At 60.4% G+C, this 23883-nt stretch carries 21 protein-coding genes; 16 read left to right on the top strand and 5 right to left on the bottom strand.

Annotated elements, in window-relative coordinates; genetic code table 11:
• Nucleotides 1-352: 352 nt before the first annotated feature.
• The 16 genes from mraZ (at nt 353) to lpxC (ending at nt 18155) form a co-directional block, all read left to right on the top strand.
• A complete protein-coding gene (gene mraZ / locus ACYZUC_RS25435; protein ID WP_008025967.1) occupies nt 353-808 on the top strand; it encodes a division/cell wall cluster transcriptional repressor MraZ in 456 nt (151 codons plus the stop codon).
• Nucleotides 805-1752, top strand: coding sequence for a 16S rRNA (cytosine(1402)-N(4))-methyltransferase RsmH (rsmH, locus tag ACYZUC_RS25440; RefSeq protein ID WP_008037287.1), 948 nt, complete (start codon nt 805-807; stop codon nt 1750-1752). Before mraZ ends, rsmH begins: the two co-directional genes overlap by 4 nt.
• Nucleotides 1749-2042: a cell division protein FtsL gene (ftsL, locus tag ACYZUC_RS25445; RefSeq protein ID WP_032828607.1), complete on the top strand. Its 294-nt coding sequence runs from the start codon at nt 1749-1751 to the stop codon at nt 2040-2042. Before rsmH ends, ftsL begins: the two co-directional genes overlap by 4 nt.
• Nucleotides 2042-3781, top strand: a complete 1740-nt coding sequence (locus ACYZUC_RS25450) for a peptidoglycan D,D-transpeptidase FtsI family protein (protein ID WP_461996762.1) — start codon at nt 2042-2044, stop codon at nt 3779-3781. Before ftsL ends, ACYZUC_RS25450 begins: the two co-directional genes overlap by 1 nt.
• On the top strand, nt 3781-5244 hold the full coding sequence (locus ACYZUC_RS25455; RefSeq protein WP_461991140.1) for a UDP-N-acetylmuramoyl-L-alanyl-D-glutamate--2,6-diaminopimelate ligase: 1464 nt from the start codon (nt 3781-3783) through the stop codon (nt 5242-5244). The genes ACYZUC_RS25450 and ACYZUC_RS25455 overlap by 1 nt, the downstream gene beginning before the upstream one ends.
• Nucleotides 5237-6604: a UDP-N-acetylmuramoyl-tripeptide--D-alanyl-D-alanine ligase gene (locus ACYZUC_RS25460; RefSeq protein WP_461991142.1), complete on the top strand. Its 1368-nt coding sequence runs from the start codon at nt 5237-5239 to the stop codon at nt 6602-6604. The genes ACYZUC_RS25455 and ACYZUC_RS25460 overlap by 8 nt, the downstream gene beginning before the upstream one ends.
• Complete coding sequence (gene mraY, locus ACYZUC_RS25465) at nt 6604-7686, top strand: phospho-N-acetylmuramoyl-pentapeptide-transferase (RefSeq protein WP_407011670.1); 1083 nt, start codon at nt 6604-6606, stop codon at nt 7684-7686. Before ACYZUC_RS25460 ends, mraY begins: the two co-directional genes overlap by 1 nt.
• Nucleotides 7687-7692: 6 nt before the next feature.
• Nucleotides 7693-9039, top strand: coding sequence for a UDP-N-acetylmuramoyl-L-alanine--D-glutamate ligase (gene murD / locus ACYZUC_RS25470; RefSeq protein ID WP_461991144.1), 1347 nt, complete (start codon nt 7693-7695; stop codon nt 9037-9039).
• A complete protein-coding gene (ftsW, locus tag ACYZUC_RS25475) occupies nt 9036-10253 on the top strand; it encodes a putative lipid II flippase FtsW (RefSeq protein ID WP_461991146.1) in 1218 nt (405 codons plus the stop codon). The genes murD and ftsW overlap by 4 nt, the downstream gene beginning before the upstream one ends.
• Nucleotides 10243-11313 carry an undecaprenyldiphospho-muramoylpentapeptide beta-N-acetylglucosaminyltransferase gene (gene murG, locus ACYZUC_RS25480; protein WP_461991148.1) on the top strand — a complete coding sequence of 357 codons (1071 nt, stop codon included), beginning with the start codon at nt 10243-10245 and terminating at the stop codon, nt 11311-11313. The genes ftsW and murG overlap by 11 nt, the downstream gene beginning before the upstream one ends.
• Nucleotides 11306-12766 carry a UDP-N-acetylmuramate--L-alanine ligase gene (gene murC, locus ACYZUC_RS25485; protein ID WP_461991150.1) on the top strand — a complete coding sequence of 487 codons (1461 nt, stop codon included), beginning with the start codon at nt 11306-11308 and terminating at the stop codon, nt 12764-12766. Before murG ends, murC begins: the two co-directional genes overlap by 8 nt.
• Entirely contained in the window at nt 12763-13719 is a 957-nt protein-coding gene (locus ACYZUC_RS25490; RefSeq protein WP_461991151.1) for a D-alanine--D-alanine ligase, read from the top strand. The genes murC and ACYZUC_RS25490 overlap by 4 nt, the downstream gene beginning before the upstream one ends.
• 4 nt (nt 13720-13723) lie before the next feature.
• On the top strand, nt 13724-14593 hold the full coding sequence (locus ACYZUC_RS25495; RefSeq protein ID WP_008025986.1) for a cell division protein FtsQ/DivIB: 870 nt from the start codon (nt 13724-13726) through the stop codon (nt 14591-14593).
• Nucleotides 14594-14607: 14 nt separating this feature from the next.
• Nucleotides 14608-15867, top strand: a complete 1260-nt coding sequence (ftsA, locus tag ACYZUC_RS25500; protein WP_008025987.1) for a cell division protein FtsA — start codon at nt 14608-14610, stop codon at nt 15865-15867.
• A gap of 70 nt (nt 15868-15937) precedes the next feature.
• A complete protein-coding gene (gene ftsZ / locus ACYZUC_RS25505; RefSeq protein WP_008025988.1) occupies nt 15938-17131 on the top strand; it encodes a cell division protein FtsZ in 1194 nt (397 codons plus the stop codon).
• A gap of 112 nt (nt 17132-17243) precedes the next feature.
• Entirely contained in the window at nt 17244-18155 is a 912-nt protein-coding gene (lpxC, locus tag ACYZUC_RS25510) for a UDP-3-O-acyl-N-acetylglucosamine deacetylase (protein WP_461991154.1), read from the top strand.
• Nucleotides 18156-18334: 179 nt separating this feature from the next.
• Here lpxC and ACYZUC_RS25515 read toward each other — a convergent pair whose 3' ends face one another.
• The 5 genes from ACYZUC_RS25515 to ACYZUC_RS25535 all read right to left on the bottom strand — a co-directional run bounded on the left by ACYZUC_RS25515 (nt 18335) and on the right by ACYZUC_RS25535 (nt 23876).
• Nucleotides 18335-19837 carry a diguanylate cyclase gene (locus tag ACYZUC_RS25515; protein ID WP_461991156.1) on the bottom strand — a complete coding sequence of 501 codons (1503 nt, stop codon included), beginning with the start codon at nt 19835-19837 and terminating at the stop codon, nt 18335-18337.
• Nucleotides 19838-19906: 69 nt separating this feature from the next.
• Nucleotides 19907-21217, bottom strand: a complete 1311-nt coding sequence (locus tag ACYZUC_RS25520; RefSeq protein WP_461991158.1) for an OprD family porin — start codon at nt 21215-21217, stop codon at nt 19907-19909.
• A 193-nt stretch (nt 21218-21410) separates the two neighbouring features.
• Nucleotides 21411-21635 carry a hypothetical protein gene (locus ACYZUC_RS25525; protein ID WP_461996763.1) on the bottom strand — a complete coding sequence of 75 codons (225 nt, stop codon included), beginning with the start codon at nt 21633-21635 and terminating at the stop codon, nt 21411-21413.
• A gap of 209 nt (nt 21636-21844) precedes the next feature.
• Entirely contained in the window at nt 21845-23209 is a 1365-nt protein-coding gene (locus ACYZUC_RS25530) for a heavy metal sensor histidine kinase (protein ID WP_207286070.1), read from the bottom strand.
• Nucleotides 23199-23876 carry a heavy metal response regulator transcription factor gene (locus ACYZUC_RS25535; protein ID WP_007916978.1) on the bottom strand — a complete coding sequence of 226 codons (678 nt, stop codon included), beginning with the start codon at nt 23874-23876 and terminating at the stop codon, nt 23199-23201. The genes ACYZUC_RS25530 and ACYZUC_RS25535 overlap by 11 nt, the downstream gene beginning before the upstream one ends.
• Nucleotides 23877-23883 lie beyond the last annotated feature (7 nt).

Here is a 23883-nt window from a genome sequence, read left to right on the forward strand (position 1 = left end):
TTTTTCCCTCCCTGTTTGAATCGTTGAGCAGGGCGCTCGTAATGGCAATTTCCCTCCTGCACAATCAATCGCATAACCTCTTTTGTAATACCGAAAAAATCTTACTCTTAACAAACTACTTTAACTTCTGAACGCAGCCTTCTGTGCTGATTCAAGTTATCGAGCAAATTCATCCGCCAGATTGCCGTTACCCCTCCCAATACGCTCCTAAATCTCAGTTCTGTAAGGGTTTTCCTTTAATCCGCGCCTTGACGGTGCGGTGGCCGCATTCCTATAGTGTGCGCAAGTGGCGGAAAGTGGCATGAAGTGGGTTTTTTGAACGCAAAACGCTAATATTTGGAGAAACGCTGACGTGTTTCGCGGAGCTAACGCTATCAGTCTCGACGCAAAGGGCCGTCTCGCCATGCCGAGCCGGTACCGTGACGAGCTCGTTTCGCGTAGTTCCGGTCAGCTGATCGTCACAATTGATGCCGTTGATCCGTGTTTGTGTGTTTACCCCCTCGATGAGTGGGAAATTATTGAAACCAAACTGCGCGCACTGCCTTCGCTTCGCGAAGAGAACCGCCGCCTGCAACGTTTACTGATTGGTAATGCCGTCGACCTCGAGCTCGATGGCAGTGGTCGTTTCCTGGTTCCGCCGCGTCTTCGTGAATATGCCCGGCTGGATAAGCGCGCGATGCTGGTAGGCCAACTGAACAAGTTCCAATTGTGGGACGAGGATGCCTGGGATGCGGTTTCTGCCGCTGACCTGGCTGCTATTCAACAACCGGGCGCCATGCCTGATGAACTGCGTGATTTGATCCTGTGACTATTGATAGCGGCTTTAACCACATCACCGTACTGCTTGACGAAGCCGTCGAGGCTCTCGCCGTACGTCCTGATGGCTGCTATCTGGACGGCACGTTCGGGCGCGGCGGACACAGCCGGTTGATCCTCAGCCAGCTCGGTCCCGAGGGTCGGTTGCTGGGATTCGACAAGGATCCTCAAGCGATTGCCACCGGGCAGACGCTAGCGGCCGAAGACGGCCGCTTTGTCGTTGTGCAGCGCAGCTTTGCCGAGCTCGGTTCGGAAGTCGCCGAACGCGGTCTGGCCGGCAAGGTCAGCGGCGTTTTGCTTGACCTGGGCGTGTCTTCGCCACAGCTCGACGACCCTGAGCGCGGTTTCAGTTTCCTCAATGATGGCCCGCTGGACATGCGCATGGACCCGTCCCGTGGGATCAGCGCTGCCGAATTCGTCAACACCGCGCCGGTGGAAGAAATCGCCCGGGTGTTCAAGGAATACGGCGAAGAACGTTTCTCCGGTCGCATGGCCCGTGCCGTGGCCGAGCGTCGTGACATCAAACCGTTCGAACGCACCGGCGATCTGGCTGAAGTCCTGAAAGTCGCGAACCCGGCATGGGAAAAGGGCAAGAACCCTGCGACCCGTGCATTCCAGGGCCTGCGTATTCACGTCAACAACGAACTGGGCGATCTGGAAGCCGGTCTTGAAGCCGCGCTGGAATCCCTGGAAATCGGTGGCCGTCTGGTGGTCATCAGTTTTCACTCGCTGGAAGACCGCATCGTCAAACTGTTCATGCGCAAGCTGGTGAAAGGCGAAGCCGACAACCTGCCGCGCAACCTGCCGGTTCGTCACGTCGCGTTTGAACCGAAAATCAAAATCCATGGCAAAGCGCAGTCCGCCTCCGAGGCCGAACTCAAAGCCAACCCACGTTCCCGTAGCGCCGTCATGCGCGTGGCGGAGAAGCTGCGGTGAGCAAGCTTTTCGCCAAGCCACTTCCCGGCGGAAGCTTTTTCATGCTGCTGCTGTTTGTTGGCGTGCTCGTGTCGGCCATCGGCGTGTCGTACAGCGCCCACTGGAACCGTCAGCTGTTGAACTCGCTTTACAACGAGTTGAGCGTGCGCGACAAGGCGCAGGCGGAATGGGGCCGGTTGATTCTCGAGCAGAGCACCTGGACTGCGCACAGCCGCATTGAAGTCCTGGCCACCGAACAACTGAAGATGCACATTCCTGGCGCCGCTGACGTGCAGATGGTGGCGCCATGATGAAACTCGAAGGCGCACTCTTTCCATGGCGGTTTCGCCTGGTGGTCGGCTTGCTCGGCGTCATGGTCACAGCAATTTGCTGGCGCATCATTGACCTGCAAGTGGTCGACCGTGCCTTCCTGAAAGGCCAGGGCGACGCGCGCAGCGTTCGTCACATTCCTATTCCGGCTCACCGTGGTCTGATCACCGACCGTAACGGCGAGCCTTTGGCTGTCAGTACCCCGGTCACCACGCTGTGGGCCAACGCCAAGGAAATGCAAACGGCCAAAGAGAAGTGGCCAGCATTGGCGGCCGCGTTGGGTCAGGATCCGAAGGCCCTCGCCGAACGTCTCGAAGCGCAGGCTAATAAAGAATTTATCTATCTGGTGCGCGGGCTGACGCCTGAGCAAGGCCAGTCCGTGCTCGACCTGAAAGTGCCGGGCGTCTACGGCATCGAAGAGTTCCGCCGTTTCTACCCGGCCGGTGAAGTGACTGCTCATATGGTCGGCTTTACCGACATTGATGACCACGGTCGTGAAGGTGTCGAGCTGGCCTATGACGAATGGCTCGCCGGTGTCCCCGGCAAGCGGCAGGTCATCAAGGACCGGCGCGGTCGACTTATCAAAGATGTTCAGGTGACCAAAAACGCCAAGGCCGGTAAGCCCTTGGCGTTGTCCATTGACCTGCGTCTGCAATACCTGGCCAACCGCGAGCTGCGTAACGCGATCATCGAGAACGGCGCGAAAGCCGGCAGCCTGGTGATCATGGACGTGAAGACCGGCGAGATCCTCGCCATGGTCAACCAGCCGACCTACAACCCGAACAACCGTCGCAACCTGCAGCCGGCGATGATGCGTAACCGCGCAATGATCGACGTGTTCGAACCGGGTTCGACCATGAAAGCGATCTCCATGAGTGCCGCGATCGAAACCGGCCGCTGGAAACCGACCGACACCGTCGAGGTGTACCCGGGCAGCCTGCAGATTGGCAAGTACACCATCAAGGACGTTTCCAAGACCGAAGGTCCGGTACTCGACCTGACCGGCATTCTGATCAACTCCAGTAACGTCGGCATGAGCAAGGTCGCGTTCGATATCGGCGGCGAAACCATTTTCCGTCTGGCGCAGAAAGTCGGCCTCGGCCAGGACACCGGCCTCGGTTTCCCGGGCGAGCGCGTGGGCAACCTGCCGAACTACCGCGAATGGCGCAAGGCTGAAACCGCCACGCTGTCCTATGGCTACGGTATTTCCGTGACCGCGATCCAGTTGGTCCACGCTTTCTCGGCACTGGCCAACAACGGTCGCCTCGCGCCACTGACCCTGATCAAGACCGACAAGGCGCCGCAAACCACGCAAGTGCTGCCGGAAGCTGTCGCCAAGACCATGCAAACCATGCTGCAACAAGTGATCGAAGCACCGCGCGGTGTATTCCGTGCGCAAGTGCCGGCGTATCACGTCGGCGGCAAGTCCGGTACCGCGCGTAAAACGTCGGTCGGCACCAAAGGCTATGCCGAGAATTCCTACCGCTCGCTGTTCGCAGGCTTCGGCCCGATGAGCGATCCGCGATACGCCATCGTCGTGGTGATCGATGAACCGACCAAAGCCGGCTATTTCGGTGGCCTGGTATCGGCGCCGGTGTTCAGCAAAGTGATGTCCGGGACCCTGCGCCTGATGAACGTCACGCCGGACAACCTGCCGCCGGTGCAACAAGCCAACGCAACACCGGTTGTTCCGCTGAAAGCCAATGGAGGGCGCGGCTGATGTCTCTTAGCCTGAACAAGATTTTCGCCCACGCCGGCCGCGATCTGTTGATCCGCGAACTGACACTGGACAGCCGCAATGTGCGGGCTGGCGATCTGTTTCTTGCCGTTCCTGGTGGCAAGTTCGACGGTCGCGCGCATATTGCCGACGCCTTGCAGCGCGGTGCTGCAGCCGTAGCGTATGAAGTCGAAGGCGCAACCGTGCTGCCGATCACCGACGTGCCGCTGATTCCGGTCAAAGGCCTGGCGGCGCAGCTGTCCGATATCGCCGGGCGTTTCTACGGTGAACCGAGCCGCCACCTGAACCTGGTCGGCGTGACCGGCACCAACGGCAAAACCAGCGTGACTCAATTGGTTGCGCAAGCACTGGATTTGCTCGGCCAGCATTGCGGCATTGTCGGCACACTGGGCACCGGTTTCTACGGCGCGCTGGAAAGCGGGCTGCACACCACGCCGAACCCGATCGCCGTGCAAGCGACCCTCGCCGACCTGAAAAAGGCCGGCGCCAAAGCCGTGGCCATGGAAGTGTCTTCCCATGGTCTGGATCAGGGCCGTGTAACGGCATTGGCGTTTGATGTGGCGGTGATGACCAATCTGTCCCGCGATCATCTGGATTACCACGGCACCATGCAGGCCTACGGCGAAGCCAAGGCCAAGCTGTTTGCCTGGAACGACTTGAAATGCCGGGTGGTGAACCTCGACGACGAATTCGGTCGGCAACTGGCGGCAGAAAAACGCGAGTCGCGCTTGATCACCTACAGCCTGCTCGACAGCAGCGCCTACCTGTTTTGCCGTGAAGCGCAGTTCGACGACGAAGGCGTGCGCGCCACGTTGGTCACGCCGCAAGGCGAGCATCATCTGCGCAGCACCTTGCTCGGTCGCTTCAACCTGAGCAACGTCCTGGCAGCGGTCGGCGCCTTGCTCGGTCTCGACTACGCACTGGACGAAATTCTCAAGGTCCTGCCAAAACTCGAAGGCCCGGCCGGCCGCATGCAGCGCCTGGGCGGCGGTAATCAGCCGCTGGTAGTGGTCGATTATGCCCACACGCCTGATGCGCTGGAAAAAGTATTGATGGCCCTGCGCCCGCACGCCAAAGGTCGCTTGCTGTGCCTGTTCGGCTGCGGCGGTGATCGCGATCGCGGCAAGCGCCCGCTGATGGCTGAAGTGGTCGAACGTCTTGCTGACGGCGTGCTGGTCACCGATGACAATCCGCGCACCGAAGACCCTGCAGTGATTTTCGATGACATCCGCGCCGGTTTCACCAACGTGGATAACGTGACGTTCGTCGCCGGTCGTGGCCAGGCCATTGCGCAATTGATCGCCAGTGCTTCGGTGGATGACGTGATTGTCCTGGCCGGTAAAGGTCACGAGGACTATCAGGAAATCAACGGCCAGCGTCATGACTTCTCTGATCTGGTCGAGGCTGATCACGCACTGACCGCGTGGGAGGTGGCTCATGCTTAAACACTTGAAACTGAGCGAACTGACCGGCGCCCTGAACGGCCGCCTGATCATCGCCGATGCCACGTTCGATGGCGTCAGCATCGACAGCCGTGCGATCAAGCCGGGCCAACTGTTTATTGCCTTGACCGGCCCGCGTTTCGACGGCCATGACTATCTGAACGACGTGGCGAACAAAGGCGCGGTGGCTGCCCTGGTCGAGCGCGAAGTGCCCGACAGTGAGCTGCCGCAATTGCTGGTCAAGGACGCCCGTCAGGCCCTTGGGCAACTGGGGGCGATGAACCGTGCGGCGTTCACTCATCCTGTAGCCGCCATTACCGGCTCCAGCGGCAAGACCACGGTCAAGGAAATGCTCGCGAGCATCCTGCGCACACGCGGTCCGGTGTTGGCGACCCGTGGCAACCTGAACAATGACCTCGGCGTGCCGCTGACCTTGCTTGAACTCGCGCCGGAGCATACCGCCGCCGTGATCGAGCTGGGTGCTTCGCGGCTCGGCGAAATTGCCTACACCGTTGGCATGACCAAGCCCCACGTGGCCGTGCTCAACAACGCCGGGACCGCCCACGTTGGCGAGTTCGGCGGGCCGGAAAAAATCGTGGAAGCCAAGGGCGAGATTATTGAAGGGCTGGCGGCCGATGGCATCGCCGTGCTCAATCTCGACGACAAGGCATTCGACATCTGGAAGACCCGCGCCGCCGGTCGCAAAGTGCTGACCTTCGCCCTGAGCAACGTCAGCGCCGACTTCTACGCCAGCGATCTGGACCGCGATGCGCGCGGTTGCCCGGCGTTCAATCTGCACAGCCCTGACGGTGTGGAGCGCGTTCAACTGAACCTGCTCGGCACCCATAACGTCGCCAATGCCATGGCCGCCGCCGCTGCCGCGCACGCCTTGGGCGTGTCGCTGTCCGGCATTGCCACCGGCCTCGGCGCGGTGCAGCCGGTCAAGGGTCGCACCGTCGCGCAACTGGCCAGCAATGGCATGCGCGTGATCGATGACACTTACAACGCAAACCCCACCTCGATGTGCGCGGCCGTTGATATACTCGCCGGCTTTTCCGGCCGCACCGTTCTGGTGCTCGGGGATATCGGCGAGTTGGGCGATTGGGCGGAGCAGGGGCACCGCGACGTGGGCGAGTACGCCCGTGGCAAGGTTTCTGCGCTTTACGCGGTCGGGCCATTGATGACTCACGCCGTAAACGCTTTTGGCGAGCAGGCTTATCACTTCACCACTCAGGCTGAACTGATCAAGGCCCTCGGCGCCGAGCAAGACACAAACACCACCATTTTGATCAAGGGCTCGCGCAGCGCTGCGATGGAAAACATCGTCGCCGCTTTGTGCGGGTCCAGTCTGGAGAAGCATTAATGCTGCTGCTGCTAGCGGAGTATCTGCAACAGTTCTACAAAGGCTTCGCGGTCTTTCAGTACCTGACCCTGCGCGGGATTCTCGGTGTGCTGACCGCGCTGGTTTTGTCGCTGTGTTATGGCCCGTGGATGATCCGCACCTTGCAGAACCGTCAGATCGGTCAATCCGTTCGTAACGACGGCCCGCAATCGCACTTGTCCAAATCCGGCACCCCGACCATGGGGGGCGCGCTGATCCTGTCGTCCATCGGCGTCAGCACCTTGCTCTGGGCTGACCTGAGCAACCGCTATGTGTGGACCGTGTTGCTGGTGACGTTGCTGTTCGGTGCCATCGGCTGGGTCGATGACTATCGCAAGGTCATCGAGAAAAACTCCAAAGGCCTGCCGAGCCGCTGGAAGTATTTCTGGCAGTCGGTGTTTGGCCTCGCCGCGGCGATCTTCCTTTACAAGACCGCTGCGACTCCGGTCGAGACCACCCTGATTCTGCCAATGCTCAAGGACTACAGCATTCCGCTGGGCGCAGGTTTCATCGTGCTGACTTACTTCGTGATCGTCGGTTCGAGCAACGCGGTCAACCTGACCGACGGCCTCGACGGCCTGGCGATCATGCCGACCGTGATGGTCGGTGGTGGCTTGGGGATTTTCTGCTACCTGTCGGGTAACGTGAAATTCGCCGAATACCTGCTGATCCCTTACGTACCCGGCGCCGGTGAACTGATCGTGTTCTGCGGTGCGTTGATCGGTGCGGGCCTCGGCTTCCTCTGGTTCAACACCTACCCGGCACAAGTCTTCATGGGCGACGTCGGCGCGCTGGCGCTGGGCGCGGCCCTGGGCACCATCGCGGTGATCGTCCGTCAGGAAATCGTCCTGTTCATCATGGGCGGCGTGTTCGTGATGGAGACCCTGTCAGTCGTCATTCAGGTTGCCTCCTTTAAACTGACCGGTCGCCGTGTGTTCCGCATGGCACCGATTCACCACCACTTTGAACTCAAGGGCTGGCCCGAGCCGCGCGTGATCGTCCGTTTCTGGATCATCACCGTGATTCTCGTGCTGGTCGGCCTTGCCACTCTGAAGCTGAGGTAGAAACTCGTGTCTCTGATCGCTTCTGACCACTTCCGCATCGTTGTCGGCCTCGGCAAGAGCGGCATGTCCCTGGTTCGCTTCCTGGCGAACCGGGGCACGTCGTTTGCCGTGGCCGATACGCGGGAAAATCCACCGGAACTGGCCACGCTCAAGCGTGACTATCCGCACGTGGAAGTGCGTTGTGGCGAGCTGGACGTCGAATTCCTGTGCCGCGCCGACGAGCTCTACGTGAGCCCCGGCCTGGCGCTGGCGACCCCGGCCCTGCAGGCCGCCGCCGCTCGTGGCGTGAAGTTGTCCGGCGACATCGAGCTGTTCGCGCGTAACGCGAAGGCGCCGATTGTCGCCATCAGCGGCTCCAATGCGAAAAGCACCGTGACCACGCTGGTGGGCGAGATGGCGGCTGCGGCCGGCAAGCGCGTCGCTGTCGGCGGCAACCTTGGCACGCCGGCGCTGGACCTGCTTAGCGATGACGTCGAGTTGTACGTGATGGAACTGTCGAGCTTCCAGCTCGAAACCACCGACCAGCTCAACGCCGAAGTGGCGACCGTGCTCAACGTCAGCGAAGACCACATGGACCGCTACAGCGGTCTGCCGGCCTATCACCTGGCCAAGCACCGGATTTTCCGTGGCGCCAGGCAGTTCGTGGTCAACCGTCAGGACGCCCTGAGCCGTCCGCTGATGGGCGAAGGTCAGCCTTGCTGGACCTTCGGTTTGAGCAAACCCGATTTCAAGGCGTTCGGTATCCGCGAAGAAGACGGCGAGAAATACCTCTCCTTCGAATTCCAGAACCTGATGCCGGTGCGCGAGCTGAAAATTCGCGGCGCCCACAATCAGTCCAATGCCCTGGCGGCACTGGCCCTGGGCCACGCGGTCGGCCTGCCGTTCGACGCCATGCTGTCGAGTCTGCGCACGTTCGCCGGTCTCGAACATCGCTGCCAGTGGGTCCGTGACCTGGACGGCGTAAGCTACTACAACGATTCCAAAGCCACCAACGTCGGCGCCGCACTGGCTGCCATCGAAGGCCTGGGCGCGGACATCGACGGCAAGGTCGTGCTGATCGCCGGTGGCGACGGCAAGGGTGCCGAGTTCAATGATCTGCGTGATCCGGTGGCGGCCAACTGCCGCGCCGTGATCCTGATGGGCCGTGACTCCGACAAGATCGGTGAAGCCATTGGCGATGCCGTGCCGCTGATCCGCGCTGCTTCGCTGGTCGAAGCGGTGGAGCAATGCCGCGCCGCTGCGCAACCGGGCGACGTGGTGCTGTTGTCGCCGGCCTGCGCCAGCTTCGACATGTTCAAGAATTATGAAGACCGTGGTCACCAGTTCGTCCAGGCAGTGGAGGAACTGGCATGAGCCTGCTCAACATCATCAAGCCGTTTCCTTCGCCGCTCATCACCGGGCGCGGCATCGACCTCGATTTTCCGATGCTTGCCGGTTGCCTGGCCTTGCTCGGCCTCGGACTGGTCATGATCGCCTCGGCTTCGACCGAAGTGGGCGCCGTGCAGTCGGGCAGTGCCCTGTACTACATGACTCGCCACTTGATCTACGTGGTGCTGGGCCTGGCTGCCTGCATCGTCACCATGATGATTCCGATCGCCACCTGGCAACGCCTGGGCTGGCTGATGCTGATCGGTGCGTTCGGTTTGCTGGTGATGGTGATCATCCCGGGGATCGGCCGTGAAGTGAACGGTTCGATGCGCTGGATCGGTTTCAGTTTCTTCAACGTTCAGCCTTCCGAGATTGCCAAGGTGTTCGTGGTGATCTACCTCGCCGGTTATCTGGTGCGTCGCCAGAAAGAAGTGCGTGAAAGCTGGATGGGTTTCTTCAAGCCGTTCATCGTGTTGCTGCCGATGGCGGGCCTGTTGCTGATGGAACCGGACTTCGGTGCCACCGTCGTGATGATGGGCGCGGCTGCGGCGATGCTGTTCCTCGGCGGAGTCGGGCTGTTCCGGTTCTCGTTGATGGTGGTCCTTGCGGTTGCGGCGGTGGTGTTGTTGATTCAGGTGCAGCCATACCGGATGGCGCGTCTGACCAACTTTGCCGACCCGTGGGCCGACCAGTTCGGCGCCGGTTATCAGTTGTCGCAAGCATTGATCGCGTTCGGTCGCGGCGAGTGGCTGGGCGTAGGCCTGGGCAACAGCGTGCAGAAACAGTTCTACCTGCCGGAAGCCCACACTGACTTCGTGTTCTCGGTTCTGGCCGAAGAGCTGGGCGCCGTGGGTTCCCTGTGCACCGTGGCGCTGTTCGTCTTTGTCTGTATTCGCGGCATGTACATCGGTTATTGGGCCGAGAAGGCCAAGCAGTTCTTTGCTGCCTATATTGCGTACGGTCTGTCGTTCCTGTGGATTGGTCAGTTCCTGATCAACATCGGGGTGAACGTCGGCCTGCTGCCCACCAAAGGCCTGACCTTGCCGTTCCTCAGTTATGGCGGCAGTTCGTTGGTGATCTGCTGTGCCTGTCTCGGTTTGTTGCTGCGCATTGAGTGGGAGAGTCGAACCCATCTGGGCAGTGAGGAGATGGAGTTCCATGAGAGCGACTTCGCCGAGGAGCCGACCCATGGGCGCTAACGTATTGATCATGGCGGGCGGCACCGGCGGACACGTGTTCCCGGCGCTGGCTTGCGCTCGCGAGTTCCAGGCCCGCGGTTACACCGTGCATTGGCTTGGCACGCCGCGCGGCATCGAGAATGACCTGGTGCCGATGGCCGGCATCGAGCTGCACCGGATCAACGCCAGCGGTCTGCGCGGCAAGGGCAAGTTGTCCCTGCTCAAGGCGCCGTTGATGTTGCTCAAATCCGTCTGGCAGGCGCGGGCGATCATTCGCCAGTTGCAGCCGGTGTGCGTGGTCGGTTTCGGTGGTTATGTGACCGGTCCTGGCGGCGTTGCAGCCAAACTGGCCGGCGTGCCGGTGATCGTTCACGAACAGAACGCCGTGGCCGGTACCGCCAATCGGTTGCTGGTGCCGTTGGCCGCCCGAGTCTGTGAAGCGTTCCCCGACACCTTTACCCTGTCGGACAGCCGACGGACCACCGGTAACCCGGTGCGCACCGAGCTGTTCCTCGACACACCGCGACCTGCCCTGGCCGGTCGCAAGGCGCGTTTGCTGATCCTCGGCGGAAGCCTGGGCGCAGAACCGTTGAACAAATTACTGCCTGAAGCCCTGTCGCAGGTCGCCCCCGACCTGCGCCCGGACGTGTTCCATCAGGCCGGCAAAAACCACGATGAAGTGACTGCAGAGCGCTATCGCGCGGCTGGCGTCGAGGCGCAAGTGCAGCCTTTCATCAAAGACATGGCCCACGCCTATGGCTGGGCCGACCTGGTGGTGTGCCGCGCAGGCGCGCTGACCATCAGTGAACTGGCTGCCGCCGGTCTGCCCTCGATGCTGGTGCCTTTGCCCCACGCGATCGACGATCACCAGACCCGCAACGCCGATTATTTGGCCCGTGAAGGCGCTGCCTTCCTGATGCCGCAAAGAACGACTGGCGCAGCGGATCTAGCCGCACGCCTGACAGAGGTCCTGATGCAACCACAACGACTCACCGACATGGCCACTGCGGCACGCCGCCTGGCCAAACCCGATGCGACCCGTAACGTGGTCGATACCTGCCTGGAGGTGGCCCATGGTTGAGAATCAGAAAGCCATGCCACAACCGGAAATGCGCCGCATCCGTCGCATCCACTTCGTCGGTATCGGCGGCGTGGGCATGTGCGGGATCGCCGAAGTGTTGCTGAACCTGGGCTATGAAGTGTCCGGTTCCGACCTGAAAGCTTCGCCGGTCACCGAGCGTCTCGAATCATTCGGCGCCCAGATCTTTATCGGCCACCGTGCCGAGAACGCCGCTGCCGCCGACGTACTGGTGGTATCGAGTGCGGTGAACACCTCCAACCCGGAAGTCGCCACTGCGCTTGAACGCCGTATTCCGGTGGTGCCGCGTGCCGAGATGCTGGCCGAGCTGATGCGCTATCGCCACGGCATCGCCGTCGCCGGTACACACGGCAAAACCACCACCACCAGCCTGATCGCTTCGGTATTTGCTGCCGGTGGCCTCGATCCGACGTTCGTCATCGGTGGTCGTCTGAATGCCGCGGGCACCAATGCCCAGCTCGGCACCAGCCGCTACCTGATCGCCGAAGCCGACGAAAGCGACGCCAGTTTCCTGCACTTGCAGCCGCTGGTGGCCGTGGTCACCAACATCGACGCCGACCACATGGCGACCTACGACGGTGACTTCAACAAACTGAAGAAAACCTTCGTCGAGTTCCTGCACAACCTGCCGTTCTACGGTCTGGCGGTGGTGTGCCTGGACGATCCGGTGGTTCGCGAAATCCTGCCGCAGGTCAAACGTCCGGTCGTCACGTACGGTTTCGGCGATGACTGCGATGTGCGCGCGATCAATGTGCGTCAGCAGGGCATGCAGACTTTCTTCACCGTGCTGCGTCCTGACCGCGAGCCGCTGGATGTCTCGGTGAACATGCCGGGCAACCACAACGTGCTGAACGCGCTGGCCACCATCTGCATCGCCACTGACGAAGGCGTCAGCGATGAAGCCATCGTCCAGGGCCTGTCCGGGTTCCAGGGTGTCGGCCGACGCTTCCAGGTCTATGGCGAACTGCCGGTTGAAGACGGCAGCGTGATGCTGGTCGACGACTACGGTCACCACCCGACCGAAGTCGCCGCCGTGATCAAGGCCGTGCGTGGTGGCTGGCCGGAGCGCCGCCTGGTGATGGTCTACCAGCCGCACCGTTACAGCCGCACCCGCGACCTGTACGACGATTTCGTCAATGTACTGGCCGATGCCAACGTGCTGTTGCTGATGGAAGTCTATCCGGCCGGCGAAGAGCCGATCCCGGGTGCCGACAGCCGCAAGCTGTGCAACAGCATCCGTCAGCGCGGTCAGCTCGACCCGATTTACATCGAGCGCGGTGTCGATCTCGCGCCTGTCGTCAAGCCGCTGCTGCGTGCCGGCGACATCCTGCTGTGCCAGGGCGCCGGTGATATCGGCGGTCTCGCACCGAAACTGTTGAAGAGTCCGTTGTTCGCTGGCGCCGTTGCCGCGCCAAGCGTGGGGAAGTTGAAATGACTGCTGCTTACGCCAACCTCGTCTCCACTGTCGCGCCGAAAGATTTCGGCCGCGTTGCCGTGCTGTTCGGCGGCAAGAGTGCGGAGCGTGAAGTTTCCCTGAAGTCGGGCAACGCGGTTCTCGCAGCGCTGCAAAGCGCCGGTGTGGACGCGTTCGGTCTCGATGTCGGTGATGACCTGTTGCAGCGTTTGCTCAACGAGAAAATCGACCGTGCGTTCATCATTCTCCACGGTCGTGGCGGTGAAGACGGCAGCATGCAAGGCCTGCTGGAATGCCTGGGCATTCCGTACACCGGCAGCGGCATTCTGGCCTCGGCACTGGCCATGGACAAGCTGCGCACCAAGCAGGTGTGGCACAGCCTCGGCATTCCGACGCCACGCCACGCGGTACTGAGTTCCGAGGCCGATTGTATTTCGGCGGCGACGGAACTGGGCTTCCCTTTGATCGTCAAACCGGCCCATGAAGGTTCAAGTATCGGGATGGCCAAAGTGACTTCCGCGCCGGAGTTGATCGACGCGTGGAAAGCGGCCAGTACCTACGATTCGCAAGTGTTGGTCGAGCAATGGATTCAAGGTCCGGAGTTCACCATCGCCACCCTGCGTGACCAGGTGTTGCCACCGATTGCCCTGGGCACGACGCACAGTTTCTACGACTACGACGCCAAGTATGTGGCCTCCGATACCCAGTACCGGATCCCGTGCGGCCTCGACAGCAACAAGGAAAAAGAACTGATGGACCTCACGGCGAAAGCCTGTGAGGCGCTGGGTATCGCCGGTTGGGGCAGGGCTGACGTGATGCAGGACGCCGACGGGCAGTTCTGGTTCCTGGAAGTCAACACCGCACCGGGCATGACCGATCACAGTTTGGTCCCGATGGCGGCCCGTGCCGCCGGTCTGGATTTCCAGCAATTGGTCCTGGCGATCCTGGCCGCCAGTGTTGAGGCACGAGGGTAAGACCATGCAAGGCGCACAGCTAAGACATCAGCCCCCTCCAGCACCCGGCCGCAAGCCGGTGCCGCGGGGTGCCAGCCGAATGGTGGCCAAAGAGCCGATGTCTGCGCGCCTGCCGAAAGCCAATTTTGGTTTTCTGAAAAGCCTGTTCTGGCCCGTGCTGCTGGTCGCGCTGGGGTTTGGCACTTACGAAGGCGCACAGCGTTTGCTGCCGTACGCCGACCGGCCAATCACCAAGATCGCAGTGCAGGGCGACCTGAGTTACATCAGCCAGCAAGCGGTGCAGCAGCGAATCGCCCCGTACGTGGCGTCGAGCTTCTTCACCATCGACCTGGCGAGCATGCGCACCGAGCTGGAACAGATGCCATGGATTGCCCACGCCGAAGTGCGTCGGGTGTGGCCGGATCAAGTGGTGATCCGCCTGGAAGAACAACTGCCGGTGGCCCGTTGGGGCGATGAATCGCTGTTGAACAACCAGGGTCAGGCGTTCACCCCGCGTGAGTTGGCGAACTACGAACACTTGCCACAGCTGTTCGGCCCACAACGGGCTCAGCAGCAAGTGATGCAGCAATACCAGGTGCTGAGCCAGATGCTCAGGCCGTTGGGCTTCTCGATTGCACGCCTGGAGTTGCGTGAACGAGGCAGCTGGTTCCTGACCACCGGCGCCGGCAGTTCGGGCCCGGGGATCGAACTGCTGCTGGGCCGCGGCAACCTGGTGGAAAAGATGCGCCGCTTCATTGCCATCTACGACAAGACGCTTAAAGAACAGATTACGAACATTGCGCGCATCGATCTGCGCTACGCCAACGGCCTCGCTGTTGGCTGGCGGGAACCTGTAGCGCCTACGACAGCCCAACCCGCTGTCGCGAAGAATTAAGAGAGGCAGGACCCATGGCAAACGTGCAAAGCGGCAAAATGATCGTCGGTCTCGATATCGGCACCTCCAAGGTGGTGGCGCTGGTAGGCGAGGTCTCGGACGACGGCACGCTGGAAATCGTCGGGATCGGCACTCATCCGTCCCGCGGCCTGAAGAAAGGCGTGGTGGTGAACATCGAGTCCACCGTGCAATCGATCCAGCGCGCCATCGAAGAAGCGCAGCTGATGGCCGGTTGCCGGATCCACTCGGCGTTCGTCGGCGTGGCCGGCAATCACATCCGCAGCCTGAACTCCCACGGCATCGTGGCGATTCGTGATCGCGAAGTCAGCTCCGCCGACCTTGAGCGCGTCCTCGACGCTGCCCAGGCTGTGGCAATCCCGGCTGACCAGCGCGTGCTGCACACCCTGCCGCAGGATTACGTGATCGATAACCAGGAAGGCGTGCGTGAGCCTCTGGGCATGTCCGGCGTTCGTCTGGAAGCCAAGGTTCACGTGGTCACCTGCGCCGTCAACGCCGCACAGAACATTGAAAAATGCGTGCGCCGCTGCGGTCTGGAAATCGACGACATCATTCTCGAGCAACTGGCGTCCGCGTACTCGGTACTGACCGACGACGAAAAAGAGCTGGGCGTGTGCCTGGTGGACATCGGCGGTGGCACCACCGACATCGCGATCTTCACCGAAGGCGCGATCCGTCACACCGCAGTGATCCCGATTGCGGGCGATCAGGTGACCAACGACATCGCCATGGCGTTGCGCACCCCGACCCAGTACGCCGAAGAAATCAAGATTCGCTACGCCTGCGCCCTGGCCAAACTGGCCGGTGCCGGTGAAACCATCAAGGTCCCGAGCGTTGGCGACCGTCCACCGCGCGAGCTGTCCCGCCAGGCCCTGGCCGAAGTGGTCGAGCCGCGTTACGACGAGCTGTTCACGCTGATCCAGGCCGAACTGCGTCGCAGTGGCTACGAAGACCTGATCCCGGCCGGCATCGTGCTGACCGGTGGTACGTCGAAGATGGAAGGCGCGGTCGAACTGGCCGAAGAGATTTTCCACATGCCGGTCCGCCTGGGCGTGCCGCATGGCGTGAAGGGTCTCGACGACGTGGTGCGCAACCCGATTTATTCCACCGGCGTCGGCCTGTTGATGTACGGCCTGCAGAAGCAGTCCGACGGGATTTCGTTCTCGGGCATCAGCAGCCGCGACAGCTACAGCAATGACGAACCGAAAGCCGCCTTGCTCGATCGCATCAAGAGCTGGGTACAAGGCAACTTCTGAAGAATTACCGCAGCACCGTTGTAGATACAGGCAGTAGGCGAAAAAACTAGAGAATCAAAGGAGAGGGAAAATGTTCGAACTCGTAGACAACATCCCCGCAAGCCCGGTCATTAAGGTTATCGGTGTTGGCGGAGGCGGCGGCAACGCTGTCAATCACATGGTCAAGAGCAACATTGAAGGCGTTGAATTCATCTGCGCCAACACTGATGCCCAGGCGCTGAAGAGCATCAGCGCGCGGACCATCCTGCAACTGGGCACCAGCGTGACCAAAGGTCTTGGCGCCGGCGCCAACCCTGAAGTAGGTCGTCAGGCCGCTCTCGAAGATCGCGAGCGCATTGCCGAAGTCCTGCAGGGCACCAACATGGTGTTCATCACCACCGGCATGGGCGGCGGTACCGGTACTGGTGCTGCGCCGATCATTGCTGAAGTGGCCAAGGAAATGGGGATCCTCACCGTTGCGGTGGTGACCCGTCCGTTCCCGTTCGAAGGCCGCAAGCGTATGCAGCTGGCCGACGAAGGCATCCGCCTGCTGTCCGAAAGCGTCGACTCGTTGATCACCATTCCCAACGAGAAGCTGCTGACCATCCTGGGTAAAGACGCCAGCCTGCTGTCGGCTTTCGCCAAGGCAGACGATGTACTGGCCGGTGCCGTTCGCGGTATCTCCGACATCATCAAGCGTCCGGGCATGATCAACGTCGACTTTGCCGACGTGCGTACCGTGATGAGCGAAATGGGCATGGCGATGATGGGCACTGGCTGCGCCAGCGGTCCGAACCGTGCACGCGAAGCTACTGAAGCGGCCATTCGCAACCCGCTGCTGGAAGACGTGAACCTGCAAGGTGCACGCGGCATCCTGGTGAACATCACCGCCGGTCCTGACCTGTCCCTGGGTGAGTACTCCGACGTGGGTAGCATCATCGAAGCCTTCGCTTCCGAGCACGCGATGGTCAAGGTCGGTACCGTTATCGATCCGGACATGCGCGACGAGCTGCACGTAACAGTAGTTGCCACCGGTCTGGGCGCGAAAATCGAGAAGCCTGTGAAGGTCATCGACAATACCGTTCACACTTCCATGGCGCCGCAACCGCAACAATCGGCTCCCGCTCGTCAGGAAGCTCCAGCGGTGAACTACCGTGACCTGGACCGTCCGACCGTCATGCGCAACCAGGCTCAGGCCGGTGCTGCGACTGCCGCGAAGATGAATCCGCAAGATGATCTGGACTACCTGGACATCCCGGCTTTCCTGCGTCGTCAGGCCGATTAATGGAATGTATCAGGGCTATGAAGGTGATTGGTGTTCAGCAAAGGTCTGGTCTGCTATCATCGCCAGCCTTTGTTGATACCAGTTCGCAATTTGCGCTGAAGCGGCCCAAGCCATGATTAAACAACGCACACTGAAAAATATTATCCGTGCCACCGGTGTAGGTCTGCACTCCGGGGAGAAGGTATACCTGACCCTCAAGCCTGCACCGATCGACACCGGAATCGTCTTTCGCCGTGCCGACCTCGATCCAGTGGTCGAGATCCCGGCTCGTGCTGCCAACGTCGGCGAGACAACAATGTCGACGACGCTGGTCAACGGTGACGTGAAAGTGGATACGGTTGAGCACTTGCTCTCGGCCATGGCTGGCCTGGGCATCGATAACGCCTACGTCGAGCTCTCCGCGTCCGAAGTCCCGATCATGGATGGTAGCGCTGGACCTTTCGTATTCCTGATTCAATCGGCCGGCCTGGAAGAACAGGACGCACCGAAGAAATTCATCCGGATCCTGCGGGAAGTGACAGTGGAAGACGGCGACAAGCGCGCCACTTTCGTCCCTTTCGAAGGCTTCAAGGTGAGTTTCGAGATCGATTTCGATCACCCGGTTTTCCGTAACCGCACACAAAGTGCAAGCGTGGATTTTTCCAGCACTTCGTTCGTAAAAGAAGTCAGCCGCGCCCGTACCTTTGGTTTCATGAGTGACATCGAGTACCTGCGCAAGCACAACCTCGCACTCGGCGGCAGCGTTGAAAACGCTATTGTGGTCGACGCGGATGGTGTACTGAACGAAGACGGCCTTCGCTATGAAGACGAATTCGTGAAGCACAAGATCCTCGATGCAATTGGTGACCTCTACCTGCTGGGCAATAGCCTGATTGGTGAGTTCAAGGGCTTCAAGTCCGGACATGCATTGAACAACCAGCTGCTGCGCAAGTTGATTGAGCAGACAGATGCTTGGGAAGTCGTGACTTTCGAAGACGCCAGCACTGCACCGATCTCTTACATGCGTCCGGTTGCGGCGGTGTAAGTAAAAACCTCTCTAGTTTTTAAAGGCTGCCTTCGGGTGGCCTTTTTTTATGCCTGCGGGAAAGTCGTGTGGTGGTTGTGATGACGCCTTCGCGGGCAAGCCTCGCTCCTACAATGGCAATGCGTACCCTGTAGGAGCGAGGCTTGCCCGCGAAGAGGCCGGCCGCTACAGCGAAGATCTCACTCCGTAGCCACCACCCGATTCCGCCCACTTTCCTTGGCCTGATACAGCGCTTTGTCCGCCGCAAACAGCAACTGTTCAAGGCTGGTATCGGTGGTCGAAGTCCAGGTACTGATGCCGATACTGACAGTAATCGGCGATTCCACGCCCGCCACAAACGGCAGTTGTTCCACCGCAGACCGAATGTGTTCAGCAATTTGCCGCGCGCCTGCGCTGTCCGTTTCCGCCAGGACCACCGAGAACTCCTCCCCTCCGTAGCGGGCGACCAGATCCGTCGGTCGCCGCACATTCTCGGCGATCACCTTGGCCAGTGCCCGTAGCGCATCATCACCCGCCTGATGGCCATGTTGATCGTTGAACGCCTTGAAGTGGTCGGCATCGATCATCAACACCGACAGCGGTTTGCCGGAGCGTTGCGCGCGAAACCACTCATGGCGCAGGGTTTGATCGAGCATTCGGCGGTTGGCTACGCCGGTCAAGGCATCGGTGGCGGCCAGTTGTGCGAGTTCCTGCTCGGCGTTGTGCCGCAGACGCAGTTCCCGGCACAGCAACCACGTCAGCCAGAGCAGGCCGATGCACAGAATGCCGGTGGCGAAGCTGATCACGATCGCTGTGCGTTTCCAGGTGGCGAACACTTCGTTGCCGGAAAGGGCGACGATCACCGTCAACGGCAGGTTGCCGACCCTGGAAAAGGTATAGAGGCGTCGCTGCTGGTCGACGCTCGACACGCTGTCGAAGCTGCCGCTGCCCTCGCGCAGGATGCGCATAACGTTCGGGCGGCTGGCGAAGGTTTTGCCGATCGAGTCGTTTTCCAGAAAGGGCTTCTGCGCCAGCAAAATGCCTTCGTCGTTGATGATGGACAGCGCACTGTCGGTGCCGATGTTCAGGCTATTGAACAACTGATCGAAGTAGCTCAAGCGCATCGACGCCATGGCGACCCCCAAAAACTCGCCGGTGGCCGAGGAGATGCGCCGGCTGAAGCTGATGCGCCATTCGTCGCTGTCTTCACAATCGCAACGGGGCTTGAACGGTCGACTGATGAACATGCCGGTGTCGCGGTTGAAGGCGTGCGCGAGAAAGTAATCGCGGTCGGCAAAATTGCCGGGCTTGGGTTCGATCAACGATGAATCGGCCAGCACCTCGCCATGCTTGTCCAGCAGCAGAATGTCACCCTTGAAGCGTGCCGTTGTAGAGCGGTCGAACAGCACGAGGTGACGAATTTGCGCTGACACCTGTTTCAGGTCGTCCCGCTGCGAGGCGGCAATCAGACCTTGCAGGGTCAAGTCGTAGAGTTCGACGGTACGCAGCACGTCGGCATTGATCAGTTGGGCAATCGTGGTCGCACCGCGCGTGGCCGTCTGCTGGGCGTTGGCGTGTTCGCGGATCAGCAGGAAGGTGACGATGCTGAGAATCGCAATGACCGTCAGGGAGCTGCCGAGGATCACCATGAGCTCCGGGCGACCGGTCTTGGCTGAAACGAGTGGGGGGCGGCTCACGAGCATGGGGAGAATGTCTGTTTGAGGAGCAAAAAAAAAGGCCAGCAAAACGCGCTGGCCTTTACTGCCTAGAGCTTAGAAGACATTGAGCGGGTAGTCGACGATCACCCGGTATTCATCGGTGTCCTGATCCAGTGCGCCGTAACCGTTGCCCCCACGGTTGGTGGCCCATTGCAGGCGCACCGCCAGGTCCTTGGCCGTGCCGTCCTGGACCACGTATTTGAGGTCGATATCACGTTCCCAATGCTGGGCATTTTTGCCATCGACGCTATACCACGACGCATAACCGCGACTCTGCGGGTCAACCTTGGTCAGGTCCAGCTCGCCCCGGGAGTAAGACACTGCCGAGGTCAGGCCGGGTAGGCCGAGTCCGATAAAGTCGTAGGCGTACTTGAGTTTCCACGAGCGCTCATTCGGACCATTGAAGTCGGAATACTGCTGGGAGTTGTCGAGAAAAATGCTGTCGCCCTGGCTGATGTAGTCGAACGGCGTGTTGCCGTTGACCCGCTGGTAAGCGGCGGTGACGCTGTGATTGCCCACGCCGACGGTGAAATGCAGGCTGTAAGTGTTGTTGTCGATGTTGCCCAGCAGCGCATCGCCGGTGTCCTGCGTGTGATAAACGTGCAGGCCCGGATTGAGACTGACCAGTTCGTTCAGCGCGTAGGTGTAATCCAGGTCGTAGTAATACTGGTTCCAGATGTCCTTGAGCTCGGCGGCGTAAAGGCTGCTGGTCAAGCCCGGCAGGCCGCTCCAGGCCACGCCGGCCCAGTTCAGGTGCTGGCTTTCGTCGCCCTCGGCGAGGCTGCCATAGGACGTGCCGATGCGCGTATGACCGCTTTGGTTGTAGGGCTTGGTGAAACTCGCCTGGCCACCTTCGATCAGAAAACCGTCGAAGCTGTGATTGGTCAAACTGACGCCGCGAAAGGTCTGCGGCAGCATGCGCGTCTCGCCGCCGGCGATCACCGGGTTGGCGAGAAACAGGTCACCGGCCTTCAGTTCGGTATCGAAGGCGCGCATTTTCAGCGTGCCACCCGCTGTCGAAAACGACCCCGGCGCTTTGCCGTTGCCATCGCCGATCGGCAGGATGCTCGAATTATCGGTACCGCCTCCGCCATCCAGCTTAAGCCCGAGCATGGCGTGGGCATCGAGGCCGAAACCGACGGTGCCTTCGGTAAAGCCCGATTTGAATACACCCAGGAAACCCTGGCCCCATTCAATGTTGTCGTCCGCCTGCTGCAGGCGGTTGCGGTTCATGTAGTAGTTGCGGGCATTGAGGTTGAGGCTCGAACCTTCGACGAAACCTTCTTGATCGGCTGCCTTGGCGTTGATCGGCATCGTTACGGCGATTGCAATGAATAGCGGATTGAATCTTTGAGGGAAACGCACTAGCGGTACAGCTCCTTGGGTCAACTAAACACTTCACTGTTTTGAAGTGCGGGATGTTTCTTGTAAGGGAAGACGAACCGGACAGCGTTTGAACCACAACAAAAAAAGCCGCTGATAGCAGCGGCTTTGAAGACAACTTTTCAACAGGAAGAGCCGATGAAAAGTGTCGAGGGAAATAGAGCGATGTGAGCGATCAGCTATCTTTCTCGACCTGTGGCTGGGCCTGAGTGGTCGACGCTTGAGGGGTTTGCGCAGCGTCCTGTGCTTTGGCCGTCATTTCGCTCTGATGTTCTTCATACGCTGCAGCGCGCGCTGCGTTGTGTGCGACGAAGGTCTGCGACTCTTCAGCCATGGCGAACGGTGAGAGGAACAAAGAGGACAAAACGAAAGCGCTGGCAATACCCATAGTGTTGGACATCTTTAAAACCTTCTTGCTTGGCAAGTGCTGTTTGGTGGCGCAAAGATAAGGATCCTGGCCGATGGGAAACAGAGCCAATTCAATAAAGGACTGTTGCGGGATAAGCAAAGATCACAACCCTGTAGGAGCCGGCTTGCCGGCGATCAGTCTTCAGTTTTGCGCTGTTTTCGAAGACGCCATCGCCGGCAAGCCGGCTCCTACAGGGGTAATCAGACAGGGAGGTGAATACCGAAGGTATTCATGCCGTGATCACTGCGCACAAACACATCCCCGCCGTGCATCAACGCAATCGCCTTGACGATCGCCAGCCCCAAACCGTGGTTGTTGCCACTGTTGCTGCGCGACGCATCGACCCGGTAGAAGCGCTCGAACAATCTCGGCAGATGTTCGTTGGCAATCGGTGCACCGGGGTTTGCCACGCCGATGCTGACTTGATGGTCCTCGACGTCGATCTGCACCTGAATCACCTGCCCAGGCTCGGTGTGTTGCACCGCGTTGCTCAGCAAATTGATCAGCGCCCGACGCAGATGCGCGATCTCGATCCGTACCTGCGCATCGCCGCTGACCTGCACTTGAACCTGCGCGTCTTCAAGAATGAAATCCAGATACTCCAGCGTCGTCGCCACTTCATCCGCCAGCGAGGTGGACGTCAGTTTGGTGGCCTTGCTGCCCTGATCCGCACTGGCGAGGAACAGCATGTCGTTGATGATCGAACGCAGTCGCTCAAGCTCCTCGAGATTCGATTGCAGCACTTCGAAATAGTGTTCCGCCGAGCGTCCGCGCGTCAGCGCGACCTGGGTCTGACCAATCAGATTGGTCAGCGGTGAGCGCAGCTCATGAGCGACGTCGGCATTGAACGACTCAAGCCGCGAGTAAGCCTGTTCGACCCGCTCCAGCGTGGAGTTGAACGAGTTGACGAACTGATTGAGCTCCGGTGGCAACGACGATAAGCGCAAGCGCCCGGAACGCAACGGCGGCGCCAGGCGCTGAGCCTCCTGAGACAACTTGATCAACGGCTTGAGGCCGATCCGCGCCACCCAATAACCGAGTGCCGAGGCCAGCAGCACGCCGACAATCGCCAGGCTGATCAGCGCAATCAGCAGATGATGCTGGGTTTGAAAAAACGTCTCGGTGTCGATGCCGATCATGAAGCGCAGCGGCGGGCGTTGATCCTTGGCCGGGAACTGGCTGACCAGCACTTTCATTGGATAAGGCTGGCCCGGCAACTGCAAATCGCGCATGCCCAGCGGGCCTTCGGCGAAGGCGCGGATCTGCGGCGTCGGGTTGCCATATTCGTAGTGCGGATCGCCGCTGGTGATCCAGAAACTGATGCGTTTGTCTTCTTCGCCGAGCAGCTTGAGCTTGTTGTTGATCTTCACCCAATGCTCAGGCGTGCCGTAACGGCCGACGGTGGATTCGAGCACGCTGTAACGTGCGTCCAGCTCGGCTTCGGGCAACAAACCCAGGCCTTTGTCGACCTGCTGATAAAGCGCCCAGCCGATCAGCAGAAACACCAATAGCGCCACCAGCGTGAACATTCCACTGAGGCGCAGGGCAATCGAATTACTGGACACCACGGCTCTCCAGCACATAACCCATGCCACGAATCGTGTGCAGCAGTTTCTCGTCAAACGGCCCGTCGAGTTTGGCGCGCAGGCGTTTGATCGCGACTTCGACGACGTTGGCGTCACTGTCGAAATTGATGTCCCAGACCATTTCCGCAATCGCCGTTTTCGAGAGGATTTCCCCTTGCCGACGGGCCAGCACGCTGAGTAGCGAGAACTCCTTGGCGGTCAGGTCCAGACGCGTACCGGCGCGGGTGGCCTTGCGGCTGATTAAATCTATCCACAGGTCGGCGATGCTCACTTGCACCGGTTCATGGCCACCGCTGCGCCGGGTCAGCGCTTGCAGACGCGCCACCAGTTCAAGGAAGGAAAACGGTTTGCCGAGGTAATCGTCGGCGCCATCGCGCAGGCCCTTGATCCGGTCTTCGACACGCTCGCGGGCGGTGAGCATGATCACTGGGGTTTGCTTGCGCGCACGCAAGGCGCGCAGCACGCCGAAGCCGTCGAGGCCCGGCAACATCACGTCGAGGACGATCACCGCGTAGTCGCTTTCCAGCGCCAGGTGCAGGCCTTCAACGCCGTCCCGCGCCAGGTCCACGGTGTAACCCTGTTCCGTCAGGCCGCGGTGCAGATAATCCGCGGTTTTTTCCTCGTCTTCGATAATCAGAACGCGCATGACCCCG

The sequence above is a fragment of the Pseudomonas sp. GT1P32 genome (assembly GCF_054897805.1).

Bases quoted from the DNA above. Each gene is read 5' to 3' on its own strand.
- ACYZUC_RS25450 (WP_461996762.1), top strand. From the start codon at position 2,042: ATGAAACTCGAAGGCGCACTCTTTCCATGGCGGTTTCGCCTGGTGGTC.
- ACYZUC_RS25455 (WP_461991140.1), top strand. From the start codon at position 3,781: ATGTCTCTTAGCCTGAACAAGATTTTCGCCCACGCCGGCCGCGATCTG.
- ACYZUC_RS25460 (WP_461991142.1), top strand. From the start codon at position 5,237: ATGCTTAAACACTTGAAACTGAGCGAACTGACCGGCGCCCTGAACGGC.
- mraY (WP_407011670.1), top strand. From the start codon at position 6,604: ATGCTGCTGCTGCTAGCGGAGTATCTGCAACAGTTCTACAAAGGCTTC.
- ftsW (WP_461991146.1), top strand. From the start codon at position 9,036: ATGAGCCTGCTCAACATCATCAAGCCGTTTCCTTCGCCGCTCATCACC.
- murG (WP_461991148.1), top strand. From the start codon at position 10,243: ATGGGCGCTAACGTATTGATCATGGCGGGCGGCACCGGCGGACACGTG.
- murC (WP_461991150.1), top strand. From the start codon at position 11,306: ATGGTTGAGAATCAGAAAGCCATGCCACAACCGGAAATGCGCCGCATC.
- ACYZUC_RS25490 (WP_461991151.1), top strand. From the start codon at position 12,763: ATGACTGCTGCTTACGCCAACCTCGTCTCCACTGTCGCGCCGAAAGAT.
- ACYZUC_RS25495 (WP_008025986.1), top strand. From the start codon at position 13,724: ATGCAAGGCGCACAGCTAAGACATCAGCCCCCTCCAGCACCCGGCCGC.
- ftsA (WP_008025987.1), top strand. From the start codon at position 14,608: ATGGCAAACGTGCAAAGCGGCAAAATGATCGTCGGTCTCGATATCGGC.
- ftsZ (WP_008025988.1), top strand. From the start codon at position 15,938: ATGTTCGAACTCGTAGACAACATCCCCGCAAGCCCGGTCATTAAGGTT.
- lpxC (WP_461991154.1), top strand. From the start codon at position 17,244: ATGATTAAACAACGCACACTGAAAAATATTATCCGTGCCACCGGTGTA.
- ACYZUC_RS25515 (WP_461991156.1), bottom strand. From the start codon at position 19,837: ATGCTCGTGAGCCGCCCCCCACTCGTTTCAGCCAAGACCGGTCGCCCG.
- ACYZUC_RS25525 (WP_461996763.1), bottom strand. From the start codon at position 21,635: ATGTCCAACACTATGGGTATTGCCAGCGCTTTCGTTTTGTCCTCTTTG.
- ACYZUC_RS25535 (WP_007916978.1), bottom strand. From the start codon at position 23,876: ATGCGCGTTCTGATTATCGAAGACGAGGAAAAAACCGCGGATTATCTG.